Here is a 20,938-nt window from a genome sequence, read left to right on the forward strand (position 1 = left end):
ATTAACAACCTGTATTTATGTGCAATTTAGCTTAGAATCACAAGTTTAAATATGTGGATTCATTTAAAATCACACCCTACTACTTTACTTCCATAAATAACGGTGGATAATACTTCTTTACTTCATGTCTTCGCTTTTGTATATCGGTTCTCTGGATAAGACAACCCTAAATTGCCACGCAATGTATCTGATTCGTACTCCCTACGGAAGATTCCGCGCTCTTGTAGAATTGGGACCACCAAGTCAATGAAATCATCTATTCCTTCTGGATGATCCTGTCTTATTAACAGAAGATCCATAGCCCCTTCCTCATACCAATGTTGAATTTGATCAGCTACTTTCTCTGCTGATCCAAAGAATGTAGGTTTTGGCAACCACACACCGTAAGGATAAAGTTTCACCAGCTCTTGATATTTTTTCTCCGCTTCTTCTTCTGTTCGACCAACAATGGGATTCTGTGTCAACATGATTAGTAAATCATCAGGCGAGCGCCCAACTGAAACAGCTCTGCTTTTCAAGTCTTTGCTAAACTTCTTAAGTTCTTCGAGATTTTCATTAATAGCGAGTACCCCTTCAGCATGATGCATAGCCAGATTCTTAAATTCTTCAGAAGTGCCTGCTTGAAATACGACGGGGCGCCCTTGTCGCGAAGAACTTATATTCAAGGGGCCATCCACGGAGAAATAATTCCCTCTGTGATTGAGCGCATGCATTTTCCTATCATCCAAGAATATTCCGCTTTCCTTATCGCGAATAAAAGCATCGTCTTCATAGGAATCCCATAGTCCTTTGACAACCTCTAAAAACTCCTTCTTTATAGGATACAATTCAGATTTTGGAATATGGCTTCTACTATAATTAGCTAGGCCTCCGGGATTCGAAGTAATCGCATTCCAAGCTGCGCGGCCATTACTAATCTTATCAAGAGAAGCAATTTGTCTAGCCACGGTGAAAGGATCTGCATAAGACGTAGCAACCGTAGCCCCTAAACCGATATGAGAAGTGACCACACTAAGTGCCGAAAGAAGCGACACCCCCTCAAACATATTTAATTAGTGCGGGATCATTCCTGGACCAATATGACTGACATCCACAAGCTGAATGAGGTCAAATTTCCCAGCTTCCGCTTTCTGAGCCTTCTGTTTATAATAATCAAAACTTTCGCTTGCATCAGAAGGCATATCTGGATGACGCCAACCAAAATAATTCCAACCGACACCATCAATGATTACACCCATCTTTAACTGCTTTCTTTTAGTCATGTGAATCCATCCTTTTTGGGTAACATTTAGATTTATCTTTATATTTTTTCTTATCTTGACATTCACCTGATTTTTTAAATCCGAATAGGATTTCTTCATCTACCTGCTAATTTAAAATTTTATTAAACCGCCGCTTCCATCAATTCCTCTAGATTCTCTTTAGTGAAATGGTAAGTTTCGTTACAGAAATGGCAATTTGCTTCAGCTTGTCCGTCTGTCTGAATCATATCTTGAATCTCATCATTTCCTAAACTTATTATGGCATTGGTGATTCTCTCTTCGGAGCATTGACACTGAAATTGAACTGGCATTCTCTCTAAGACTTTTACATTGCCAACACCTAGTATTTGCTCAAGTATTTGTTCTGGAGACATCCCTTTTGCAATCATTGAAGATATTGGCGCAATTACTTTCAGACGTTCTTCAATCTCGCTAATTATTTCATCATCTGCACCTGGCATAAGTTGAATAATGAAACCGCCGGCTGTTTGGATTGTGTTATCAGGATTCACAAGCACACCTACCCCCACTGCAGAAGCAGCTTGTTCGGAATTAAAAAGATAAGATGTAAAGTCTTCACCTATTTCACCCGTCACAAGAGGGATTTGCCCCACGAAAGGTTGCTGTAGCCCCACATCTTTCGATACAGTTAGCGTTCCATTTGTTCCCACCGCTCTTTGTACATCTAGATTTCCCTGTTTATTGAGATCGAAATGCACTTGAGGATTCGTGACATAACCCCTTACTTCCCCCTTGGCATTTGCATCAACGAGAATTGTTCCAATCGGACCCCCACCAGCAATTTTCACCGTTAGCGTATCATCACCTTTGAGCATTGCACCGAGCATTAAACTAGCAGTCATTGAGCGCCCTAATGCAGCTGAAGTAGTTGGCCAAGTATTATGTCGACGCCTCGCCTCCTCGATTGTTTCTGTTGTTACTGTTGCATAAGCACGTACTTGATCGTCATAAGCTAATGTTTTTACTAAATAGTCTTTCATTTCATTTCTTCCTTTCTCCATTACGTAATTTGTCCGGTGTTACATCATTTCCAAGTGGATCAAGCACGCTCATCTCCGAAAAATAGCCCAGTTCGGATTTTCCTCAACTCTTGCTTCCATATCCCGGAAGGCTTTTAGTGAACGAACCAATTTGTTGTAAATATCGCTACCCCAGTCCCAACCTTCGAAACCGATCATCCCGTCAAAACCGATCTTCTTAAGAGCTCCGAGCATAGCGAAGTTATCCAATTCCCCTTTATCCAGCGGTTCAACTGTTGCCACGCCGCTCCATCCTAAAGGATCTCTACGACTTCCCGCTAAATTGGCTTGTTTAATATAAGGTGCTGCTTCCTCAATCGCAGCGACAATATCGCCACCTCCCGCTGCATACCAGTGGGGACCACAAAATACAATGCCAAGATTCGGATGATTGATCCGTCGACACAGTCGCAAGGCGTCTTCGTGACGTTCAAGCCAGAATGTTAAATGCGAATATAATAAAATGTTGATATTACGTCTTTCAGCTATCTCCAACGCCTTATTTAACCAGCTGACGACCACTTCATCACCCGCCGAATCAGACGGATAAAGCCCAGGCACCGCTGTTCGAATCGCAAGTTCGACAGTAGAACAGCCTTCGAGATTCTCCAGCATCGTTAGGATTCGTTGGTTATTCGGATGATTTTCTCCTAATGCAAGGTCTGGCACAGCGTAAATGCCTGCTACATCTAATCCATATTTCTCTTTTACACTGCTTAATTTCTCTAAATCTCTATATGCCTGTTCAGTCCATAATGAAAGATATGCGCCATCAAAACCTATTTCTTGTAGCATTTCACACTGTGACTCAAAACTATAAATTCCAAGTGAATTATAGAAACAGGCATCCATGTTATATACTTTATAAGCCACTTTTACACCTTCTTTTCACTTTCGTTAATAACCTTGGTGAAGCACTGCCCATTGAGGGTTTTTCTCAACTCGTCGTTCCATATCCCGAAAGATTGCCAAGGAGTGACGTAGTTTACTGTAGGTATAGCCGCCTACTTCCCATCCTTGAAAACCAATCATTCCTTCAAAACCAATCTTTTTAAGCGCTCCAAGTACAACAAAGTTGTCCAGTTCCCCCTCATCTATCAATTCAGTCCGTGCCACACCTGCCCAGCCGTTAGGATCTTTTCGAATTCCTGCTAGATTCACTTGTTTAATATAAGGTGCAGCCTCTTCAAGTGTCGAGGCAATATCGCGACCGCCCGCTATGTACCAGTGAGGACCGCAAAATACAATGCCAAGATTCGGATGATCTAATCGACGGCATAGTCGCACCGCATCTTCGTGGCGCTCTAGCCAAAACGTTAAATGAGGGTATAAGAGCAGATTAATATCTCTTCGCTCACAAATTTCTAGTGCCTTCTCTAAAAAACTTACAGCAATATCGTCGCCAGTCGTATCCGATTGTGGAATATATCTCCCAGTCACTTGAATCGCTATTTCTACAGTTCGACAGCCTTCAATTGTTTCTAACATCGTTAAAATACGTTGAACTTGTGGGCTCGCCTCACCAGACGAAAGATCTAGCAATACATAAACTGCCGCAACATCCAACCCATATTTTTCTTTAACCGTTCCAAGTTTCTCTAGGTCTCGCCAAGCTTGTTCGCTCCATAAAGATAAATAAGTTGCGTCGAACTCTAGTTGTTTTAACATCTCCGCCCTAGCCTCAAAACTATAAACACCCATTGAATTATAAAAAAACGTATCCATAGCATACACACGATGTGTCATAATTACTTATTCCCCTCTCAAGTTAAATAACCAAAGGCTACATCTTATGATTTTTATAAAACCATTTTTTCTTTTACCCATCTTTGTAGTTCTATCACTTTTGGTTGAAATGCACTTTCTATTTCTTCATATAAGGATGCAATGGTTTCGCGTTTTAGCACGGACTTCCAAGAAGACTCGGCTTCATCCATTAAGTCGGTTAATACGCAGCAACCATTTTCCTCCTCCAAGTCAAGCATGTCATGTAAAACTCCGCTAGAGGAATAAAGAGATTGCTGTCCCTCTATAGCAAGATAAATGTCGTATACTCGAATTTCTTCAGGTTTTCCCCTTAATTTAAATCCTCCCTTTACCCCTGGTACAGAAATAATTAAATCCGCATTAACTAATTTCCTCAACAATTTTTGAAAATAAGTTGGTGAAGCGCCCAATTGTTGACTGATCGCTTCTCCAGGCAGTACCGCTTTATCTGGCAACATGTTAAGGATAAGAATGGCATATACTGACTGTTCAACTCCCGTTTTCATCTGCATTAAAATCACCGCCTTTATTCTATATTTTTTAGGCACCTTCCACACGACAACTAACATGGATAATGATTATCTACGTTAGTTTATCTTGTTGTTATCTAAAAGTAAATTTTTTTATCTCCGTACTTTTCGACACAAAAATACGTTTACGATTAATTCAGCTGGAAAACAAAATTTATAGTAAGTAAATAGAAAGTGATTAATCACGTAGAGTTTAAAATAAACCTCATCCTGATTGTTATACATAATACGAAACTATTAAAAAACGCCCGTTAAACTAGTAGATTAGTTTAGCGGACGATTGCTGTTTTGAGTATTTTTTGGAATTACTTTAAACTGCTTTTAATTCAGCGATTGGCTTGTCGGCATGAACGGATCCCGCCTGTACACGCTTTTACTCAAAGCCAAAGGATACGAGCAAGTTTTTCCAATCGGACGCGTACAATTGTATCCGGTGAAAGTTATGGGCACAATACACAAATGCATATGAGTATTAACTTGTACTAATTTCGCCCGTATTTTATTGGGTATAATTAACGTGGCAATTTAGTTGGCTAATTGTATAATCAACTTAGCAAACTAAATTCAGACAAAAAAATAGCCATTATAAAATCATCCTACATTTTATAAGATTGACATTAACTTAAATAAGTGATATTGTTAAAAACGAAATGTTAGTTAGTGACAACTAACATTATTGGAGTGTGGGAAGTATGAATAATAAAACGGAAAATACTGTTGATAAAATATTATTTGCTGCTGAAGATTTAATATCTACTAAAGGATATAAGTCTGTAACTATTAAGGAAATTGCTTCTACTGCATCTGTGAGTGAAATGACTGTGTTTCGAACTTTTGGAACGAAAAAAGCGATATTGGATACGATAATAGCTCAATTTCCAAATTCATTATCAATGGAGGGATTTTTCAAAAATAATCTCCTATTTGATTTAGAAAATGATTTACTTGAAATCAGTAAATTATATCATAAACTCATGAATAAACATAAACGAGCATATTTAATCTCAATAATGGAACGAAATACAATCCCTAATATGCATTTAATTTTACACAGACATGCTAAGGAGTTAAGAGATCTACTTATTGAATACTTTAAAACGATGCAAGATAAAGGAAAAGTAATGAAGGGTGACCCTGAAACGCAGGCATTGATGTTAATGAATTTTAATTATGGGAAGTTTGTTTCTGACGCACTGGTAGGTGAGTCGTTATCATCTTTACCTTTGGATAATTATCTTGCCGATGTTATTCCAATTTTAAGTGAAGGTTTAAAACCATAAAGGGTTTTAAACCCTTATTTTTAATATTTATGTTAGTTATTGATAACTAACAATTAATTTGTTTAATATTACATATTTGGGAGGGATTTATATGCTGTTATAACAAATCAATTGTTTAAATGGTTTTAAACATTCATCACTTATTTATCTACATGAGAATTTTATAGAAATAGGAGAGGAAAACATGATAAACACTTCGAAACAACAACCTATCTGGACAAAAAGCTTTATAGGCATTTCCATGATACACCTCATGATATTCACAATTTTTTATGCATTATTAACAACACTTCCACTCTACGTAATAAATGTTATGGGAGGATCGGTAGCAGACGGTGGATTAGTTGTCACAGTCATGTTAATCTCTACAATTCTTATTCGTTCTGTTTCTGCAAAAATATTAGAGAAGATTGGTAAAAAAAGAGTGCTTATCATAAGTGTCGCTCTATTTACTGTCACAACATTTCTATATATATGGATCGACGCTTTGATACCATTGCTAATTTTGCGATTTATACATGGTTTATCATATGGTGTCGCATCTACTGCAACTGGAGCAATCGCAGCTGATGTTCTTCCGTCTAAACGACGTGGTGAAGGGATTGGATATTTTGCGATGGCATCCAATTTAGCAGTTGTAATAGGACCATTTATTGGATTAACATTAATACAATTTGTATCATTTCAAACGCTATTCATTATCTTGAGCGCGCTAATGGTTGGTGGAGCATTATTCGCTATTTTTGTTCAAGTTCCTCCACAAGTAGAGTTGGTTGCCCCTGAAACTAAAAATCATAAACTTTCAATCAACGATTTTATTGAAAGGAAGGCAATACCGATTGCACTAATAGCTGGGTTGAGTTCCTTCGCATATGCTAGTATTATTTCATTTATTTCTGTCTACTCTGATTCAATCGGTTTAGCAGAAGTAGCCAGCTATTTCTTTGTGGTCTATGCGATTGCAATGTTAGTCTCAAGACCTTATGTGGGTAAAGCATTTGATAAACATGGACCAAGTTATGTCATTATACCAAGTTTATTAATCTTTGCTATTGGGCTTACAATGTTAAGTTTTACAGGCAATGCTTGGATGTTACTCTTATCTGCGGCTCTAATTGGATTAGGATTTGGCACAATAGTTCCAAGTTTTCAAACGATGGCAATCCAAGCAGCTCACCCTTCTAGAACTGGGCATGCAACAGCAACATTTTTCATGTTATTCGATACAGGTATTGCTGTAGGATCATTCGTTTGTGGTCTTATTGTTGCAAGTTTTGGTTTCCAAAACTTATACATTATCTGTGCAATTTTAATTCTCGTTGTTTTAGGATTGTTTTTATTTGTTCAATCAAGACAGAAAGAACGATTAATAAATTAAATATAGCGACAGTCACCCAAATAAACATATTTTACACCATAGTAAGAGAATTAGTGTATATACGCCAATTGAATTCGCAAACCTCCCCACATTATGCGGTAATAATATTTAATTCCTTGTGTAGCAATGGTATGAACTGCCCCATAAATGTTAGACACGAAACTAACATTTATGCGGTGTTTTTATATTAGACTTTATTACTAAACATTTAACGGTGATTAGGTTAAACAATACAGATAAAGTCGTTCAAAGTTTCGTGAACGAGGGTCAAGCAACAACCCTACTGAGAATAAGTTAAAAGCGAAAGTTACTCTATAATCAATCGATTACATAGGAAACAATGATTTAGAAAAACAATGAAAAAAGAAAAAGGATAGTGTAAGCAGGTATCATTCCTGCTCCTCTATCCTTTTTCATTTCCCTGTTAAAGGGATCCTCATGAAATTGGTCATTTTATTATATGGATGATCAAGATCAGACTACAACACACAATATCGCATGAACTAAACAAAAGAACCAATCGATTTTACTTTATTGTCAGAGGACATGAATTTTTCGGGTGATGGTACAGCTTTGATTCGGGAATACCACCTAAATTAGAACGAAAATCCTAACTATCCATTTTATAAATACTGGCGTTTTCCAGTTTTAGCTGCTTTCTCCACTGTGTCAAGAAGCTGATGCAGTTTTACCGCATCCGCAAAACTAGGTGTGAGAGATGTTCCTTTTTGAATATCTTTGGCAAACTTTCCATATGCTTGAGCAACATTCAAAACAAGACCTGTATCGTTTTTAAGTGATTCTGGTACCCAGTAATAAGAATCTGGAATCGTTAGTTCTTGAAGTTTGTCATCTGTAGGGCCTGCGCCTAGTAATTGGTGTGATCCAAATTGAATGGTAGCAGGTGCAGTCAAAATAATCGTTCCCTTATCTCCGAAAATTTCAAGAGTAAATCCTGTTTGGTGTTTGACTCCGCCTTGTATATGAACGCTGGCTGCTGCACCGTTGGTTAATTTCCCCGAAATTAGTATTTGGTCATCTGTCGTTTTTTCAATAACTTTTTGCAGATCTACCAATTCGACTTCTGGGAATTGCTGTGCAGTGACGGCCGAAAGTTCTTTGAAATCCCCAAGCATGTAGGTAAACGCATCAAGATTATGTCCGCCGACAATAGTGAGTAAGTTTCCTCCTATTTTCCGATCAAAAAGATACGCACTCGCCTTGTCAGCCACTCCCCCCATTCCATCTATAGAAATCTTCAGATTAGCCGACAGAAGTTTTCCAACATATCCTTCCGCCAACAAATCTTTTATATAATTGATGGCTGGTGCCTGTCTAGCTTGTAATCCAATCGCATTTGGTACTTGCTCAGATGCCACCCACTCCTGCATTTCTAGCGCTTCAGCGACGTTAGATCCCAGGGGCCATTCACAATAAATTGGTTTTCCTACCGGAGCAATCGCTTTTACTGCATCGTAATGTTCCTTTACGTTAATACTGACGACTACCAAATCCACATCAGGATGTTGAGCCAAATCTTCCACGTTGTCAAAAGCATGGGTTGCCTTGAAGGCCCCGGCACTTTGTTTCGCACTCTCCATATTGCTCGTTCCTACCGCTGAGAGATCCAGCTCATCCAGATGATCTATAGCTGGAATATGTGTACCTCTAGCCCATCCGTTATTAATCGATCCGCCTATAATACCTACTCGAATTTTTTTACTCATGAAAAACAACTCCTATTTTCTATTTTTTAAAATGAAATTTTTAGATGAACGCATTAGTGCTGCATTAACTTTTACAAATTAACAAAAAAAGGGAAAGTGACTGTCCCCCCTTACAATGAAGTGGCATATCTGTTCTCTGGATAAGGAAGACCTAGGTTTCCTCGCAAAGTATTAGATTCATACTCTTTTCGGAATATGCCTTTCTCCTGCAATATAGGGACGACCAAGTCGATGAAATCATCAATTCCAGAAGGATGTTCCTGTCTTAGTAGCAATAAATCCATCGCCCCTGCCTCATACCAATGCTCAATCAGATCAGCCACAGTCTCTGCCAATCCGAAAAATGAAGGCTTCGGAATACCATACCCGGATGGTACTAACCTTTGTAACTCCTGAAACTTTTCATTCGCCTCAGATTCTGTTCTCCCAACGATGATTTGCTGTGTTGGCATAATCAACAGGTCTTCCGGCGCTCGTCCTGCCAAGGCTACTCTTCGTCTTAGTTCCTCACCAAATTGTTTAACATAATTAAAATCATCCCCATTTACCAGTACGCCTTCAGCATGTTTCGCTGCAATATCCATAAATTCTGGCGAAGTACCCGCTTGAAAGATGACGGGTCTTCCTTGTGGTGAACGGCTAATATTTAATGGTCCGTCTACAGAAAAATACTTTCCCCTATAATTCAATGGATGCATCTTTCTAGGATTCAAGAAGATACCACTCTCTTTATCGCGAATAAAAGCATCATCCTCATAGGAATCCCATAGCCCTTCTACAATTTCAAGAAACTCTTCTTTCAAAGGATATAAATCAGATTTTGAAAGATGTTTTCTGCTGTAATTAGCCAGACCACCAGGATTAGAAGTGATCGCATTCCATGCTGCTCTCCCCTTACTAATTTTATCGAGAGAGGCCATTTGTCTAGCCACTGTAAAGGGATCCGCGTAGGATGTTGCAATGGTTGCACCAAGTCCAATATGGCTCGTCGCCATACTTAGCGCAGAGAGGATCGTTACACCTTCAAACATACTCAAATAATGTGGAATCATGCCAGGTCCAATATGGCTTACATCTGCTAAAAACACCATATCAAACTTGCCTTCTTCAGCTCTTTTGGCTTTCTCAACATAAAAATCTACACTTTCACTTGCATCGGAAGGCATATCAGAATGACGCCATGCCGAATAACTCCAACCGATACCATCGACAATTACACCAATTTTAAGCTGTTTTTCAGCTCTCATGTTGCCCCTCATTTCTGCTAAGCTCAAACTCTTTAGCCAATAATTCAAAAGCATTTACCCTCAAAGTCTGTTCAGGATAAAAATCGACAATCATAACTTCATCAACCAATGCTTCGTTCGTAATTTTGCTTCCTGGCTCTTTCTTCGTTAGGCGTATACATATGCGACCACAACTATACTTAGCTTGCTAAGCATCCATATAAATGATTTATTTCCTTTTGTATTCGTATGCGGATTTAATTAGCTTGCTAAACATATATCGGGAGAGAGCTTAAAACAAATTACTCTCCATTTGCTTCATAATGCGTCTTAATAGCATTCGCTCTTCCGGTAAAATCGAATTGAGTAACTTTTCTTGTTGCTGTCTCCATTTAATTTCAACCGGTTTTTCAAGCTCTTTTCCTACTTCCGTTAGAAAAATCCGCATTACTCTACCATCTTTTGCATCTCGTTTACGGTAAATAAATCCGTTTTGCTCTAATGATTTAACCATATTTGTTACGGTAGGTGGTTCACAATTTAAATGCTCACATAACTGCATTTGTGTAACCCCATCGCCTAACCATAAACGATAAAGTAAATTATCTTGACCTACGTAAAGGTTAAGTTCTCTTAAGCTTTCGCTATAATCTCGACGCATTCGAGATGAAATTTTATCTAACAACCCACGAATCTCACAATCAACCTTTTCTTCCATATAACATCCCTCGAATAGTTGTAATATACTTAGCAAGCTAAATTTAACACGATGAAATTTGAATATCAACTTATCTTCCTTTTTTCGATAACCAGAGTGTCGCTGTGCTTTTACTCTTGTCAGTCTTTACTGCAACCGCTAGTTCGTTTTGTCCACTTTTGTCACTGAAGGAGGCAACAAGGAAGAAATAGGAGTGAGCTCTAAATGAAAATTGTAGGAATTGCGGGCTCCATTGTGGGTTCCAAAACCAAAATAGCAATGGATTACGTCATGCAACGAATGAATAACAAATTTCCAAAAGCAGAAATACAATTGCTCAACTTGGCCGACCTGAATACTTTCTTCAGCGATGGTCGGGACTTTCGTGATTACGATGGAGACACAAAACTTTTAACAAAAGCAATTATGGCAGCGATGTTCTTGTGATTGGTACACCAACATTCCAAGCATCCATTCCTGGTACGCTAAAAAAATGTCTTTGACTTGCTTCCGGAAAGGGCATTCCATGGAAAAGTGGTCGGTATTATTGCTACAGCGGGCTCGCCAAAACATTTTTTAATGACAGAGCAACAGTTGAAACCGATTCTTACTTACATGAAAGCTACTATTGTTCCAACATAAGTGTTTATTGAAGAACAGGATTATTACCGTAAACAAATTATCAATGATGATGTCTTGTTTCGACTGGACCATATGGTAGATGACACCATCCAATGGTATCAAGCTATGGAGCACACAAGAAATGAACGAGAGGCCATGTATGACTTTTAATTTTGAAATCGCGAGCGTAAAATAAGTGTGTACTATTTTAGGCTTACTTCTCAACTCTGTTCCATTAAGCTAATATATGTACGATATAAACCGCAAATATGTGCTAACTCTTCCCGAGAAAGCTTCTTTTCCAAAGACTTCTTCTATTTCCATCGACTATAGTACCACACTCTTTTTCTCTATACTCAGAGAAATGTAGTGTTCTGTCACAACTCCAATTGAATTCGTAAACCTTTCCACTTTATGCGATAATAATAGAACTAGCGTTTCATCGTATAAAGAAATGAGGTCTACTCATGAAAACAGTTATTTTCGCAGAAAAGCCTTCCCAAGCCAAAGCATTCACAGTCAAAAGTCGACATAAAACGCATATCGAATTAGCAAAAAGTCAGCTGTTTCCACAAGGCGCTTTTATTACATGGGGCATCGGGCATCTTGTCGAATTAAAAGAGCCGAAAGCGTATGATGCACGTTGGAACCGGTGGACACTTGGCAGCCTGCCAATTTTACCGGAACGCTATGAATTTCAAGTGGCGAAAGGAAAATATGCGCAGTTTCAAGCAGTGAAAAAACTCATGATTTCCGCCTCAACGATTATTAACGCATGCGACGTGGACCGCGAAGGATCTAATATTTTCTACAGCATTTTCAATCAAACAGGCGCGCGTAATAAAACAATCAAACGGCTTTGGATTAATTCCTTGGAAATCGATGAAATTCGAAAAGGCTTCATGAATTTGCGGGACAATCAAAAAGATTTGCTGCTCTATGAAGAAGCAAAAGCCCGTCAAATCAGTGATTGGCTTGTTGGGATGAACGGCTCTCGCCTGTACACACTTTTACTCAAAGCGAAAGGCTATGAGCAAGTCTTTCCAATCGGACGCGTTCAATCGCCAACTGTCTATCTGATTTATGAACGGTTAAAAGAAATTGAAACATTCGTATCTGAACCGTTTTTTGAAGTAGAGGCTAAATTCACCGCCGAAAATGGGGCTTATAAAGGAAAAGCTAAAGTGAGAACGAAAAAGCGTGAGGAAGTCGTGGAATTACTTCAGAAACATAATATACAACCAAACTCACCAGGTGTTATCCAGTCTGTTCAGCAAAAAGATAAACGAATTCCGCCGCCTCAGCTTCATTCATTATCAACTTTACAAGCAACAGCAAACCGACGATGGAAAATGAGTCCGGCAAACGTTCTAAAAACGATGCAAAGCTTATACGAAAAAAAGCTTGTTACGTATCCACGTACTGATTCGCGTCATATTACGACAAGTGAATTTTCATATTTAGTTGATCAAGTCGTGAATTATCAATCCCTGATTAAACAGCCGTTTCCGGTTCATTCGCGTCAACCCAAAAAGCGCTATGTCGACAATGCTAAAGTAAAAGAACATTACGCCATTATCATGACAAAAAAAGTCCCTACAGAGGCTGCACTGGCAAAGCTTCCACCGAATGAACGAAAATTGTATGAAGAAATTGTTCGTACAACGCTGGCGATGTTCCATACAGATTATCTCTACACAGAAACGAAAATTACGACAGACGTCAACAATTTACCGTTTTTCACGACAGGCAAAACGGAGCGGGATCTTGGTTGGAAAGCATTGTTTCCGAGTTCGAAAAAAGAAACAGAAGAAACTTTGCCGCCCCTTCGACAAAATGAGCCTGTCGACAGCAAGATTCGTATTCACGAAGGCATAACAATGCCGCCGAAACCTTATACAGAAGGCCAACTCATCACATTGATGAAAACATGCGGAAAATTCGTTGAAGACAACGAGGAAACAGAGATATTGAAAGAAATCGAAGGACTTGGAACGGAAGCTACACGAAGCGGGATTATCGAAACGATCAAAAAACACGGCTATATTCAAGTAACAAAAAACATTGTTTCTCTTACTGATAAAGGACGTATTTTATGCGAAGCAATTGAAGGTAGCTTACTCGCCAGCCCCTCGATGACCGCGAAATGGGAAACCTATTTACGAAAAATCGGTAATGGCGATGGCGCTGCCAATCACTTTTTAAGCAACATCGAGAAATTTCTCGATTCATTAATACAAAATGTTCCTAAACAAATTGAAACGACGAGTTTTCAAGTTCAATCCATCCCTTCGACAGCAAAAACGACAAGAAGGAATATAGAAGTTGCCTCTTGTCCGGCGTGTGGAAAAGGAATGATCGTCACACGAAAAGGATTTTACGGATGTACCGCCTATAAAGATGGGTGCAAACAAACTTTTCCTGGGATTTTTCTAAAAAAGAAAATCACCCCTGCACAAGTGAAGCTTCTATGTACAAAAGGGCAAACAAATAGCATTAGCGGATTTATAGCAAAAAACGGAAACAAATTCAATGCTTCCTTAAAGTTAGAAGGACAAAAACTTAGTTTAGTGTTCACATAAAAAAACTGTCGCCAAGGTTTTTAGGCGACAGCTTTTCTTATTTTTCATCTTCAAATTCTATTTTCGTTCCATCATTAAACTTGATTTCTAACTCAAACTTTTGATAATCATCAGGCAAATTAAATGTATTCAAGATTTCTTGAATTGCATCAGCTTTGCTTGTTTCTTGCGTGATAGTTAGTTCATTTACTAATGGATACAAATCATCAAACGCCTCAGTGCCCGATTTCTTCACATTATTCAAGTCATCGTCAATTTCCGACTTAACTGCATGATTGCTATTTTTTTCAAGCTCTACCTCATATTCTAGATCATTGGAATAATCGACCGCTAAGTCAAAATCGCTATAGGCTAAGTCCTCCATTTTTTGATCCATGTCGCCTGCATTCTCTGTACTTTCTGCATCATCTACATTATCCGTACTTCCCGAGTTACCAGTACTTCCACTTTCCTCGGTAACAGGTTGTTTTGGTTCATCTATAGTTTCGTTACCACAAGCCGCCAATATTAGCGTAAATACGAGCAAGACAGGGAAAATCATTTTTCGTTTCATCATCAAAAAACCTCCTTTACTATTAGTTTCCCCATTTCACAGATTTTACACCTTGTCTGTGAGAACTAAAAAACGCCACTTCCATAGTGAAAGTGACGTTCTTTCGTTCATTACTTTATTTTCTTCGGCCAAAAACTCCACTTACCAAGCAAAATCAATATTGCCGGAATCAGTAATGGACGAACGATAAACGTGTCGATTAATATCCCAATGGCCATCATAATCCCAAATAATTTAAGCTCATTAATCGGCATCGTTGTTAATACGAGGAATGTCGCAGCTAAAATAATCCCCGCCGAGCTTATGACGCCACCTGTCCGTTCCAGTCCTTTTCGAACCGCATCTTCAAATGACATTAATAACATCTCTTCCCGAATTCGGGCAATGAGCATAATTGAATAATCTACACCTAATGCGACAAGAAATACAAATGTATAAAGCGGTATTCGATAATTAATGGCTTCCAGTCCCATAAATTGTTCGAATAGATAGAGCGATAACCCTAGCGTTGCTGCATACGACAACAAAATGGTTCCCATCATATAAATCGGAGCGATGACCGACTTTGTTTGCAGACCGAGCATAATTGAAATGAGAATGGTCATCGAGATGATCACTTGCCACGTATCTCGTTTATTTATTTCCGTGATATCCAGATATCTTGCACTCTCACCAGCAATATGCATTTTTGTATCGACCACACCGGCCGCTGTCATAATTTCCTGCCCGTTATTCCGAAGATCTTCCACCACTTCGAAAGCCTCCATAGCATACGGGTTTCCTTCGAGAGTAAGTGAGAATTTTGCACTCTTCTTATCCTCTGAAAGCGGATTTCCTTGAACGGTCACACTATCAACACCGGATTTCTCCCCGATTGTTTCAATAGCTTTTTGAAGTTCTTCCATCCCAAGCTCTTTTTCCGACACAAACAAAAGTGTCCCTGGTGCCAGACTACCTGGAGAGAACGAATTTGCAAGTCTTTCATAACCAACACGTGAAGATAAATCTTCCGGGAATGAATCGATTAAATCATACGATTCATCCAAATTCGTTACATTCCATGATCCTAGTAAAAGTAGTAATGTAATCGGGATCAAAAACAAAACAGGTCGTTTCGTTACTTTTTTGGCAACTGTTCCCCAAATCGTTTTCTTTTCAATCACTTTTTCACCAAACTTTGGAATCACCGGCCAAAACGCTTTTCGGCCAATTAAGGCAAATAATGCTGGAAGTAATGTCAAACCAGCGATAAGCATAACACCCGCTGCAATCGCAAATACAGGTGCGAAGTTTCGGTATGGTTCGTAAAGTGTAAAGAACAATGTCGAAACACCAAGCACAATCGTACTTCCGCTAAAGAAGATTGGCTCTTTCACATGACGCATTGTTTCCCGCATAGCCGTATCCGCTGATTCGTGTATTCTTAACTCTTCCCTGTACCGCGAAAAAATGAGTAATGAATAATCGGTCACTACAGCAAATAACAATATTGTCATAATCGAAAGTGCCTGACTTTCTGTCGTAAATAATCCTGCTGAAGCCGATAAACCAATTACACGATCCACTACCGCATAAGTAATTCCTGCCCCCACAAGTGGGATTAACGTTAAGAGCGGCGAGCGGTAAATAACGAGTAACAAAACAAGAAGAAGTCCAACTGTCGATAATAATAAGACGATATCCGCTTGACTAAATAACTCAATCGCATCAGATGCGATCGCCCCCGGACCAGTCCAAGATACTTCTATGCTGTCATCTATACTTTTACCAACGCTATCCTTCATAGCAACTACCAAGTCATGCAAATCGTTGCCTTCTAATTCTTTTTGTAAAGTAAGCGGCACAAAAAACGTTTTTTCATTTTCAGATAAAAATGTTTTTTGTATCTCTAAATCCATTTTAGTTAATGGAAGTGTTTCTACCTCTTCGAACGTTGCGTCTGTTTTTAAACTTTCAAGTGTTTCAGCGAACGTTTGAATTTCTTCGTCCGTTATACCTTCCTCTTTATGAAACACAGCGAATATTGGCATCCCACCATCTTGCGGGAAATGTTTTTCTAATTCGCGGTCCGCGATAATTGACTCTACATCCGCCGGCAACCCGGCATCTTTATTTGACTCTACAAACTCATTGCCACCTGGAGCAAGTCCTGACAAAATAACTGTCAGTGCAATCCAGATTCCTAATGATAGCCACCACAGTTTATTTCCTTTCAATCTACCCATTAGGTTTACTCTCTTTTTCAGCAAGAAAGGTAACGACAACAAATAACGCAAAACTTACAAGTAAAACTGTTCCACCTACGATGTAAAATATTAGCGAGAATGTTTCATTCACATTAAAAGGCTTTAAAAACTGTAACCACATACCAGCCGATAAACCAGTAGCACCGATAATCGCTGTCCAGCCCTGCGCCGCAATTAATTTACCCGCGCGAACTTTGTAAACCTTATAGAACACACCCCAAGCGAACATCGATAACCAACCTACCAACAGAATATGCGCGTGAACTGGTCGAAACGCATACGATCCAGCTCCCGCCATATGTGACCCCAAGATTGTTCCTATCAAACCAAAAATTGCTGAAATGCGAATAAGTCGTAAACTCCAATTCTCCTGCATATCAATTTCCTCCTATGTTATTAATGTTATACCCTGATTTTAGACATTGAACATGAACGGAAGATGAACTAGACATTACAGTTTTGGTAATGTGATACGAATTGTTGTTCCTTTGTTTTCAATACTTTCAACCTGAATAACGCCCTTATGAAGTTGCACAACTTTTTGAACGATAGCTAAACCAAGACCAGTTCCACTTATTGACCTTGATTGATCCACTCTATAAAAACGATCAAAAATCCGTTCAAGCTCACGATCATTCATCCCAATACCGCTATCACGCACCTCAACCACAATATCTTTTTCAGTTTCCATTAAACAAATATCCAGTGTTCCTTCTGCTGGCGTATATTTTAACGCATTAGAAAATAGATTCTCCCATACTTTTTCGAGAAAAGCAGGATCTCCTTTAAAGTCAACTTCAACCAAATCCATAGAGAGCGTCATACTTTTCTCTTCCAACAACCAGCGATTTTTACGTATCATATCTTTTAATTGTTTATCTAAACTAAACGTTTTTAACATAACCGGCGCTGAAAGCTGATCGAGCGATGTTAATAAGAGCAACTGCTTCGTCAAAATAGACAGTCTTTCTGCCTCGGAATGAATGACAGAAGTATAATCTTGACGTTCTTTTATACCAAGACTTTCATTTAACAGTAGTTCTGAATAACCTTTAATGTTCAACAGCGGCGATTGAAAATCATGCGACACATCGCTGATAAACTCTTTACGAATTCGATCATTTTCACTCAACTTTTCAGTCATCTCTTGAAAACTTTGTGCTAATTGACCAATCTCATCCCTTCTATTTATCACGAGAACATCAGTAAAACGTTCATCTCCAACCTTTTTAGTCGCAGCTGTTAACGCAGTGATTGGATCGATTAACTTTTTAGCGACAACTAACATCGATAACAAACTAACAATCGCCATAATTACAATCATTCCACCTAAGATATAATGTATCTCTGTAAAAAGCATTTTAATATCTGGTCTTAAAAAAAGTGCGTAATCACTGCCATCGTGCCTGAATGGAACGCCGACAGTGTTTGCTGATTCATTCGAAAAGAATCCAGTAACGAAAGTTTCACTAGGTAGATCGCGCATCCCATGGTAAGCATTTCCATCTAGTACACTTTGAATCGAAGTATCTAACAGATTCTCAACTCGAAATGGTTCGCCATACAAAATCGTTTCTTTGTCTTCATTCACAACAAATAACCGATAACCAGTAGTAGCCTGCATCTTTAAATACTGTTCTAGATTCAATTCTTCATTTGAATTAATGTAGAAAGCGATACTTTCCGCAATCTCCATATTCTTTTTGTCATTATCGCCTTTTAATACTTGATGATAATATGTATTTACAGCTAAAAATGCTAGTAAACTACTCATAATCATAATGGCAAGTGTAATAAGTAAGAATCTACCGTATAAAGATTTCATATCATTTTTACCTCTAATTTATAACCGACACCCCGAACAGTTGAAATCAAAACTTCATTCGTCAGCATCTTTAACTTTCCTCTAATACGTTTAATATGAACATTTAATGTCTGCTCATCTCCATCATAGTCATAACCCCACACGCGTTCTAACAGGATTTCTCGAGTGAAAACCGTATTCGGTCGTGACGCCAAAACTGATAGAAGTTCAAACTCTTTTAGCGGCAACAACAAAACTTTCTTCCCTACAGATACTTCGTAACTTTGACGATTTATTGTTAACGGGCCTGACTGAATTAGTGCATCAACAGTCCTCTCATACCTGCGCAAAATCGCATTTATTCGAAACTGCAATTCCTTCGGCTCAAAAGGCTTAACCACATAATCATCCGAACCAGCAAGAAATCCTCTTTCCTTATCTTCTAGTTCCCCTTTTGCAGTAAGTAGTAATACAGGAATATCCATCTCACTACGAATCTTCTTTGTCAAAGTATACCCATCCATCCCAGGCATCATCACATCTACTACCACCAAATCGGGATAGTCCTGCTCAATTCGCTCAAGCGCCTCTAAACCATTTAATGCTTTTTGAACCTGATAACCTGCTTGCGTTAACTGGATACTGACGAGCTCTAATATATTTGGATCATCATCAACAACAAGTATTTTTATCAACTCATTCAACCACACTTTCAGTACTAAGATTTACGCCACTCAGCATTTAGTAACCCTGCAAATAAAATAATTGTAGCTGTAAAATAAAACCATAACACAAGAAGAATGATACCAGATAACTGACCATATAGTCTTGTATAATCAACATTCGCTGCATAATCACCAAATACTATAGAAAATAGTTGCCAAACAAAAGCTGCAAAAGCAGCCCCTGGCATAGCCTCTTTCCACTTAACTTTTCCTGTAGGAAGAACTTTATAGAGCAAGAGGAAAAATAGGAATAAAAACAGCGTACCTAAGCCCCACTTTACATTTGGCCATATATAAATCCACACAGATAGTTCTCCAATTGTATCAGAGTAGGCAACAAGCCTACGGAGTAACCTCATAATAAAAGGCAGAAATAAAGACAATGGAATAACAATCATAAATAACATAGTTATGAATAAATCGCGAATAATTACTTTCCAAAACGGTAATGAACGTAAATATCCATAGGCTAAATCCAAAGACCGACCCAGTGATTGAACAGCTATAGAGGAAATCCAAAATGCCAATACTAAACTAGTCACGATCAAGTTGCCCTTATTTCTGCCTACTATCTCTTGAACATTATTCTCGACTAATCTAAATGATTCAATTGGTACAAAAGGTTCTAGGAAATCTAGTAACAACTCATCATTAATTGGAAATAAGCTTAGGAGAGACAAAATAAATATTAAAAAAGGCAACATCGATAGCAGAAGATAGTAAGCAGTCTGAGCTGCTTGATCAAAAAAGCGTTCCTTCATAAAACGAATAACTACATCTATAAAGATCATTTTCTCCCTCCTAAGTCTTTATATTTTAGAATGTACCATACTATTCGCTCCTGTACGAAGTCATACGGAAAATACCTAGGAAATAAATTCATTACTAAAATATGATTTCCGCAAACGACCATACCGTCGTAGTGGTTTCCATACATTAAGTGACTATCATAAACCTTCTGGTGATTTCCCCTCAGTTACCGAACTTCATTTCTTAAAATAGCTTATAATATATATTTTAAAAACAAAAAAAGCCACTACCATAAGGTAATGACTCTTTTAGTGCCTAGCAACGTCCTTAAAAACCTTGCTTAGATATTCGCAAAAGTACGCGAATATCACGCAGAAAAGTTCGAATTCCTTTGGAATCCAAACTTTTTGCAGCGGGAAGCCGCCAACTACCAACGGCACTGAAGAGCTTAACTTTATTCAGATTTTACCTTACGGTAAGAATTTAATTACAACCTAAACAACAAACAAAAAAAGCCACTACCATAATGGTAATGACTCTTTTAGTGCCTGGCAACGTCCTACTCTTGCAGGGGGAAGCCCCCAACTACCATTGGCGCTGAAGAGCTTAACTACCGTGTTCGGTATGGGAACGGGTGTGACCTCTTCGCTATCGCCACCAGACTTTTTTGAGCTTGTTCACTCAAAACTGGATAAAATGAATTCTTCATTTCACAAATCAGGGTCAATCAAACCCTTTTAACTTTATTAG

General features: G+C 38.5%; 16 protein-coding genes, 1 rRNA gene and 3 pseudogenes. 5 read left to right on the forward strand and 15 right to left on the reverse strand.

Features of this window, described 5'->3' with window-relative positions:
- Nucleotides 1-122 precede the first annotated feature (122 nt).
- The 5 genes and pseudogenes from AC25Y1_RS10030 to AC25Y1_RS10050 all read right to left on the reverse strand — a co-directional run bounded on the left by AC25Y1_RS10030 (nt 123) and on the right by AC25Y1_RS10050 (nt 4,581).
- Nucleotides 123-1,262: pseudogene (locus AC25Y1_RS10030) on the reverse strand (NtaA/DmoA family FMN-dependent monooxygenase).
- Between the two features lie 122 nt (nt 1,263-1,384).
- A complete protein-coding gene (gene hslO / locus AC25Y1_RS10035; protein ID WP_488147838.1) occupies nt 1,385-2,263 on the reverse strand; it encodes an Hsp33 family molecular chaperone HslO in 879 nt (292 codons plus the stop codon).
- 69 nt (nt 2,264-2,332) lie between these two features.
- The gene (locus tag AC25Y1_RS10040; RefSeq protein ID WP_488147839.1) at nt 2,333-3,154 is read right to left on the reverse strand and encodes a sugar phosphate isomerase/epimerase family protein; all 822 of its coding nucleotides are present in this window, start codon (nt 3,152-3,154) and stop codon (nt 2,333-2,335) included.
- 45 nt (nt 3,155-3,199) lie between these two features.
- Nucleotides 3,200-4,048, reverse strand: coding sequence for a sugar phosphate isomerase/epimerase family protein (locus AC25Y1_RS10045; RefSeq protein ID WP_488147840.1), 849 nt, complete (start codon nt 4,046-4,048; stop codon nt 3,200-3,202).
- Between the two features lie 53 nt (nt 4,049-4,101).
- Nucleotides 4,102-4,581 (reverse strand): RrF2 family transcriptional regulator, encoded by a 480-nt coding sequence (locus tag AC25Y1_RS10050; protein ID WP_488147841.1) that lies wholly within the window; start codon nt 4,579-4,581, stop codon nt 4,102-4,104.
- A 346-nt stretch (nt 4,582-4,927) separates the two neighbouring features.
- Between AC25Y1_RS10050 and AC25Y1_RS10055 the strand changes: the two are divergent.
- The 3 genes and pseudogenes from AC25Y1_RS10055 to AC25Y1_RS10065 all read left to right on the forward strand — a co-directional run.
- Nucleotides 4,928-5,023 (forward strand): annotated as a pseudogene (locus tag AC25Y1_RS10055) (toprim domain-containing protein); the annotation flags it as partial.
- Between the two features lie 268 nt (nt 5,024-5,291).
- Nucleotides 5,292-5,879 carry a TetR/AcrR family transcriptional regulator gene (locus AC25Y1_RS10060; RefSeq protein ID WP_488147842.1) on the forward strand — a complete coding sequence of 196 codons (588 nt, stop codon included), beginning with the start codon at nt 5,292-5,294 and terminating at the stop codon, nt 5,877-5,879.
- A gap of 184 nt (nt 5,880-6,063) precedes the next feature.
- Complete coding sequence (locus tag AC25Y1_RS10065; protein WP_488147843.1) at nt 6,064-7,257, forward strand: MFS transporter; 1,194 nt, start codon at nt 6,064-6,066, stop codon at nt 7,255-7,257.
- Nucleotides 7,258-7,880: 623 nt separating this feature from the next.
- Here AC25Y1_RS10065 and AC25Y1_RS10070 read toward each other — a convergent pair.
- The 3 genes from AC25Y1_RS10070 to AC25Y1_RS10080 form a co-directional block, all read right to left on the reverse strand.
- Nucleotides 7,881-8,984 (reverse strand): Gfo/Idh/MocA family protein, encoded by a 1,104-nt coding sequence (locus AC25Y1_RS10070; RefSeq protein ID WP_488147844.1) that lies wholly within the window; start codon nt 8,982-8,984, stop codon nt 7,881-7,883.
- 110 nt (nt 8,985-9,094) lie between these two features.
- On the reverse strand, nt 9,095-10,231 hold the full coding sequence (locus AC25Y1_RS10075; protein ID WP_488147845.1) for an NtaA/DmoA family FMN-dependent monooxygenase: 1,137 nt from the start codon (nt 10,229-10,231) through the stop codon (nt 9,095-9,097).
- 271 nt (nt 10,232-10,502) lie between these two features.
- Nucleotides 10,503-10,928 carry a MarR family winged helix-turn-helix transcriptional regulator gene (locus AC25Y1_RS10080; RefSeq protein ID WP_488147846.1) on the reverse strand — a complete coding sequence of 142 codons (426 nt, stop codon included), beginning with the start codon at nt 10,926-10,928 and terminating at the stop codon, nt 10,503-10,505.
- Nucleotides 10,929-11,132: 204 nt separating this feature from the next.
- Here AC25Y1_RS10080 and AC25Y1_RS10085 point away from each other — a divergent pair.
- Nucleotides 11,133-11,549 (forward strand): annotated as a pseudogene (locus AC25Y1_RS10085) (NADPH-dependent FMN reductase).
- A gap of 446 nt (nt 11,550-11,995) precedes the next feature.
- Nucleotides 11,996-14,110, forward strand: coding sequence for a type IA DNA topoisomerase (locus tag AC25Y1_RS10090; protein WP_488147847.1), 2,115 nt, complete (start codon nt 11,996-11,998; stop codon nt 14,108-14,110).
- A 37-nt stretch (nt 14,111-14,147) separates the two neighbouring features.
- On the opposite strand, the gene AC25Y1_RS10095 is transcribed toward AC25Y1_RS10090, so the two are convergent.
- The 7 genes from AC25Y1_RS10095 to rrf all read right to left on the reverse strand — a co-directional run bounded on the left by AC25Y1_RS10095 (nt 14,148) and on the right by rrf (nt 20,850).
- Nucleotides 14,148-14,666: a YusW family protein gene (locus tag AC25Y1_RS10095; protein WP_488147848.1), complete on the reverse strand. Its 519-nt coding sequence runs from the start codon at nt 14,664-14,666 to the stop codon at nt 14,148-14,150.
- A 107-nt stretch (nt 14,667-14,773) separates the two neighbouring features.
- Nucleotides 14,774-16,888 carry an MMPL family transporter gene (locus AC25Y1_RS10100; RefSeq protein ID WP_488147849.1) on the reverse strand — a complete coding sequence of 705 codons (2,115 nt, stop codon included), beginning with the start codon at nt 16,886-16,888 and terminating at the stop codon, nt 14,774-14,776.
- Nucleotides 16,881-17,285, reverse strand: coding sequence for a hypothetical protein (locus AC25Y1_RS10105; protein ID WP_488147850.1), 405 nt, complete (start codon nt 17,283-17,285; stop codon nt 16,881-16,883). The genes AC25Y1_RS10100 and AC25Y1_RS10105 overlap by 8 nt, the downstream gene beginning before the upstream one ends.
- A gap of 75 nt (nt 17,286-17,360) precedes the next feature.
- Entirely contained in the window at nt 17,361-18,734 is a 1,374-nt protein-coding gene (locus AC25Y1_RS10110) for a sensor histidine kinase (RefSeq protein WP_488147851.1), read from the reverse strand.
- On the reverse strand, nt 18,731-19,405 hold the full coding sequence (locus AC25Y1_RS10115; protein ID WP_488147864.1) for a response regulator transcription factor: 675 nt from the start codon (nt 19,403-19,405) through the stop codon (nt 18,731-18,733). The genes AC25Y1_RS10110 and AC25Y1_RS10115 overlap by 4 nt, the downstream gene beginning before the upstream one ends.
- Nucleotides 19,406-19,431: 26 nt before the next feature.
- Nucleotides 19,432-20,229, reverse strand: a complete 798-nt coding sequence (locus AC25Y1_RS10120; RefSeq protein WP_488147852.1) for a YihY/virulence factor BrkB family protein — start codon at nt 20,227-20,229, stop codon at nt 19,432-19,434.
- Nucleotides 20,230-20,734: 505 nt separating this feature from the next.
- Nucleotides 20,735-20,850: ribosomal RNA gene (gene rrf / locus AC25Y1_RS10125) — 5S ribosomal RNA — on the reverse strand.
- Between the last annotated feature and the right edge of the window lie 88 nt (nt 20,851-20,938).

The organism is Sporosarcina sp. Y1009 (assembly GCF_057669865.1).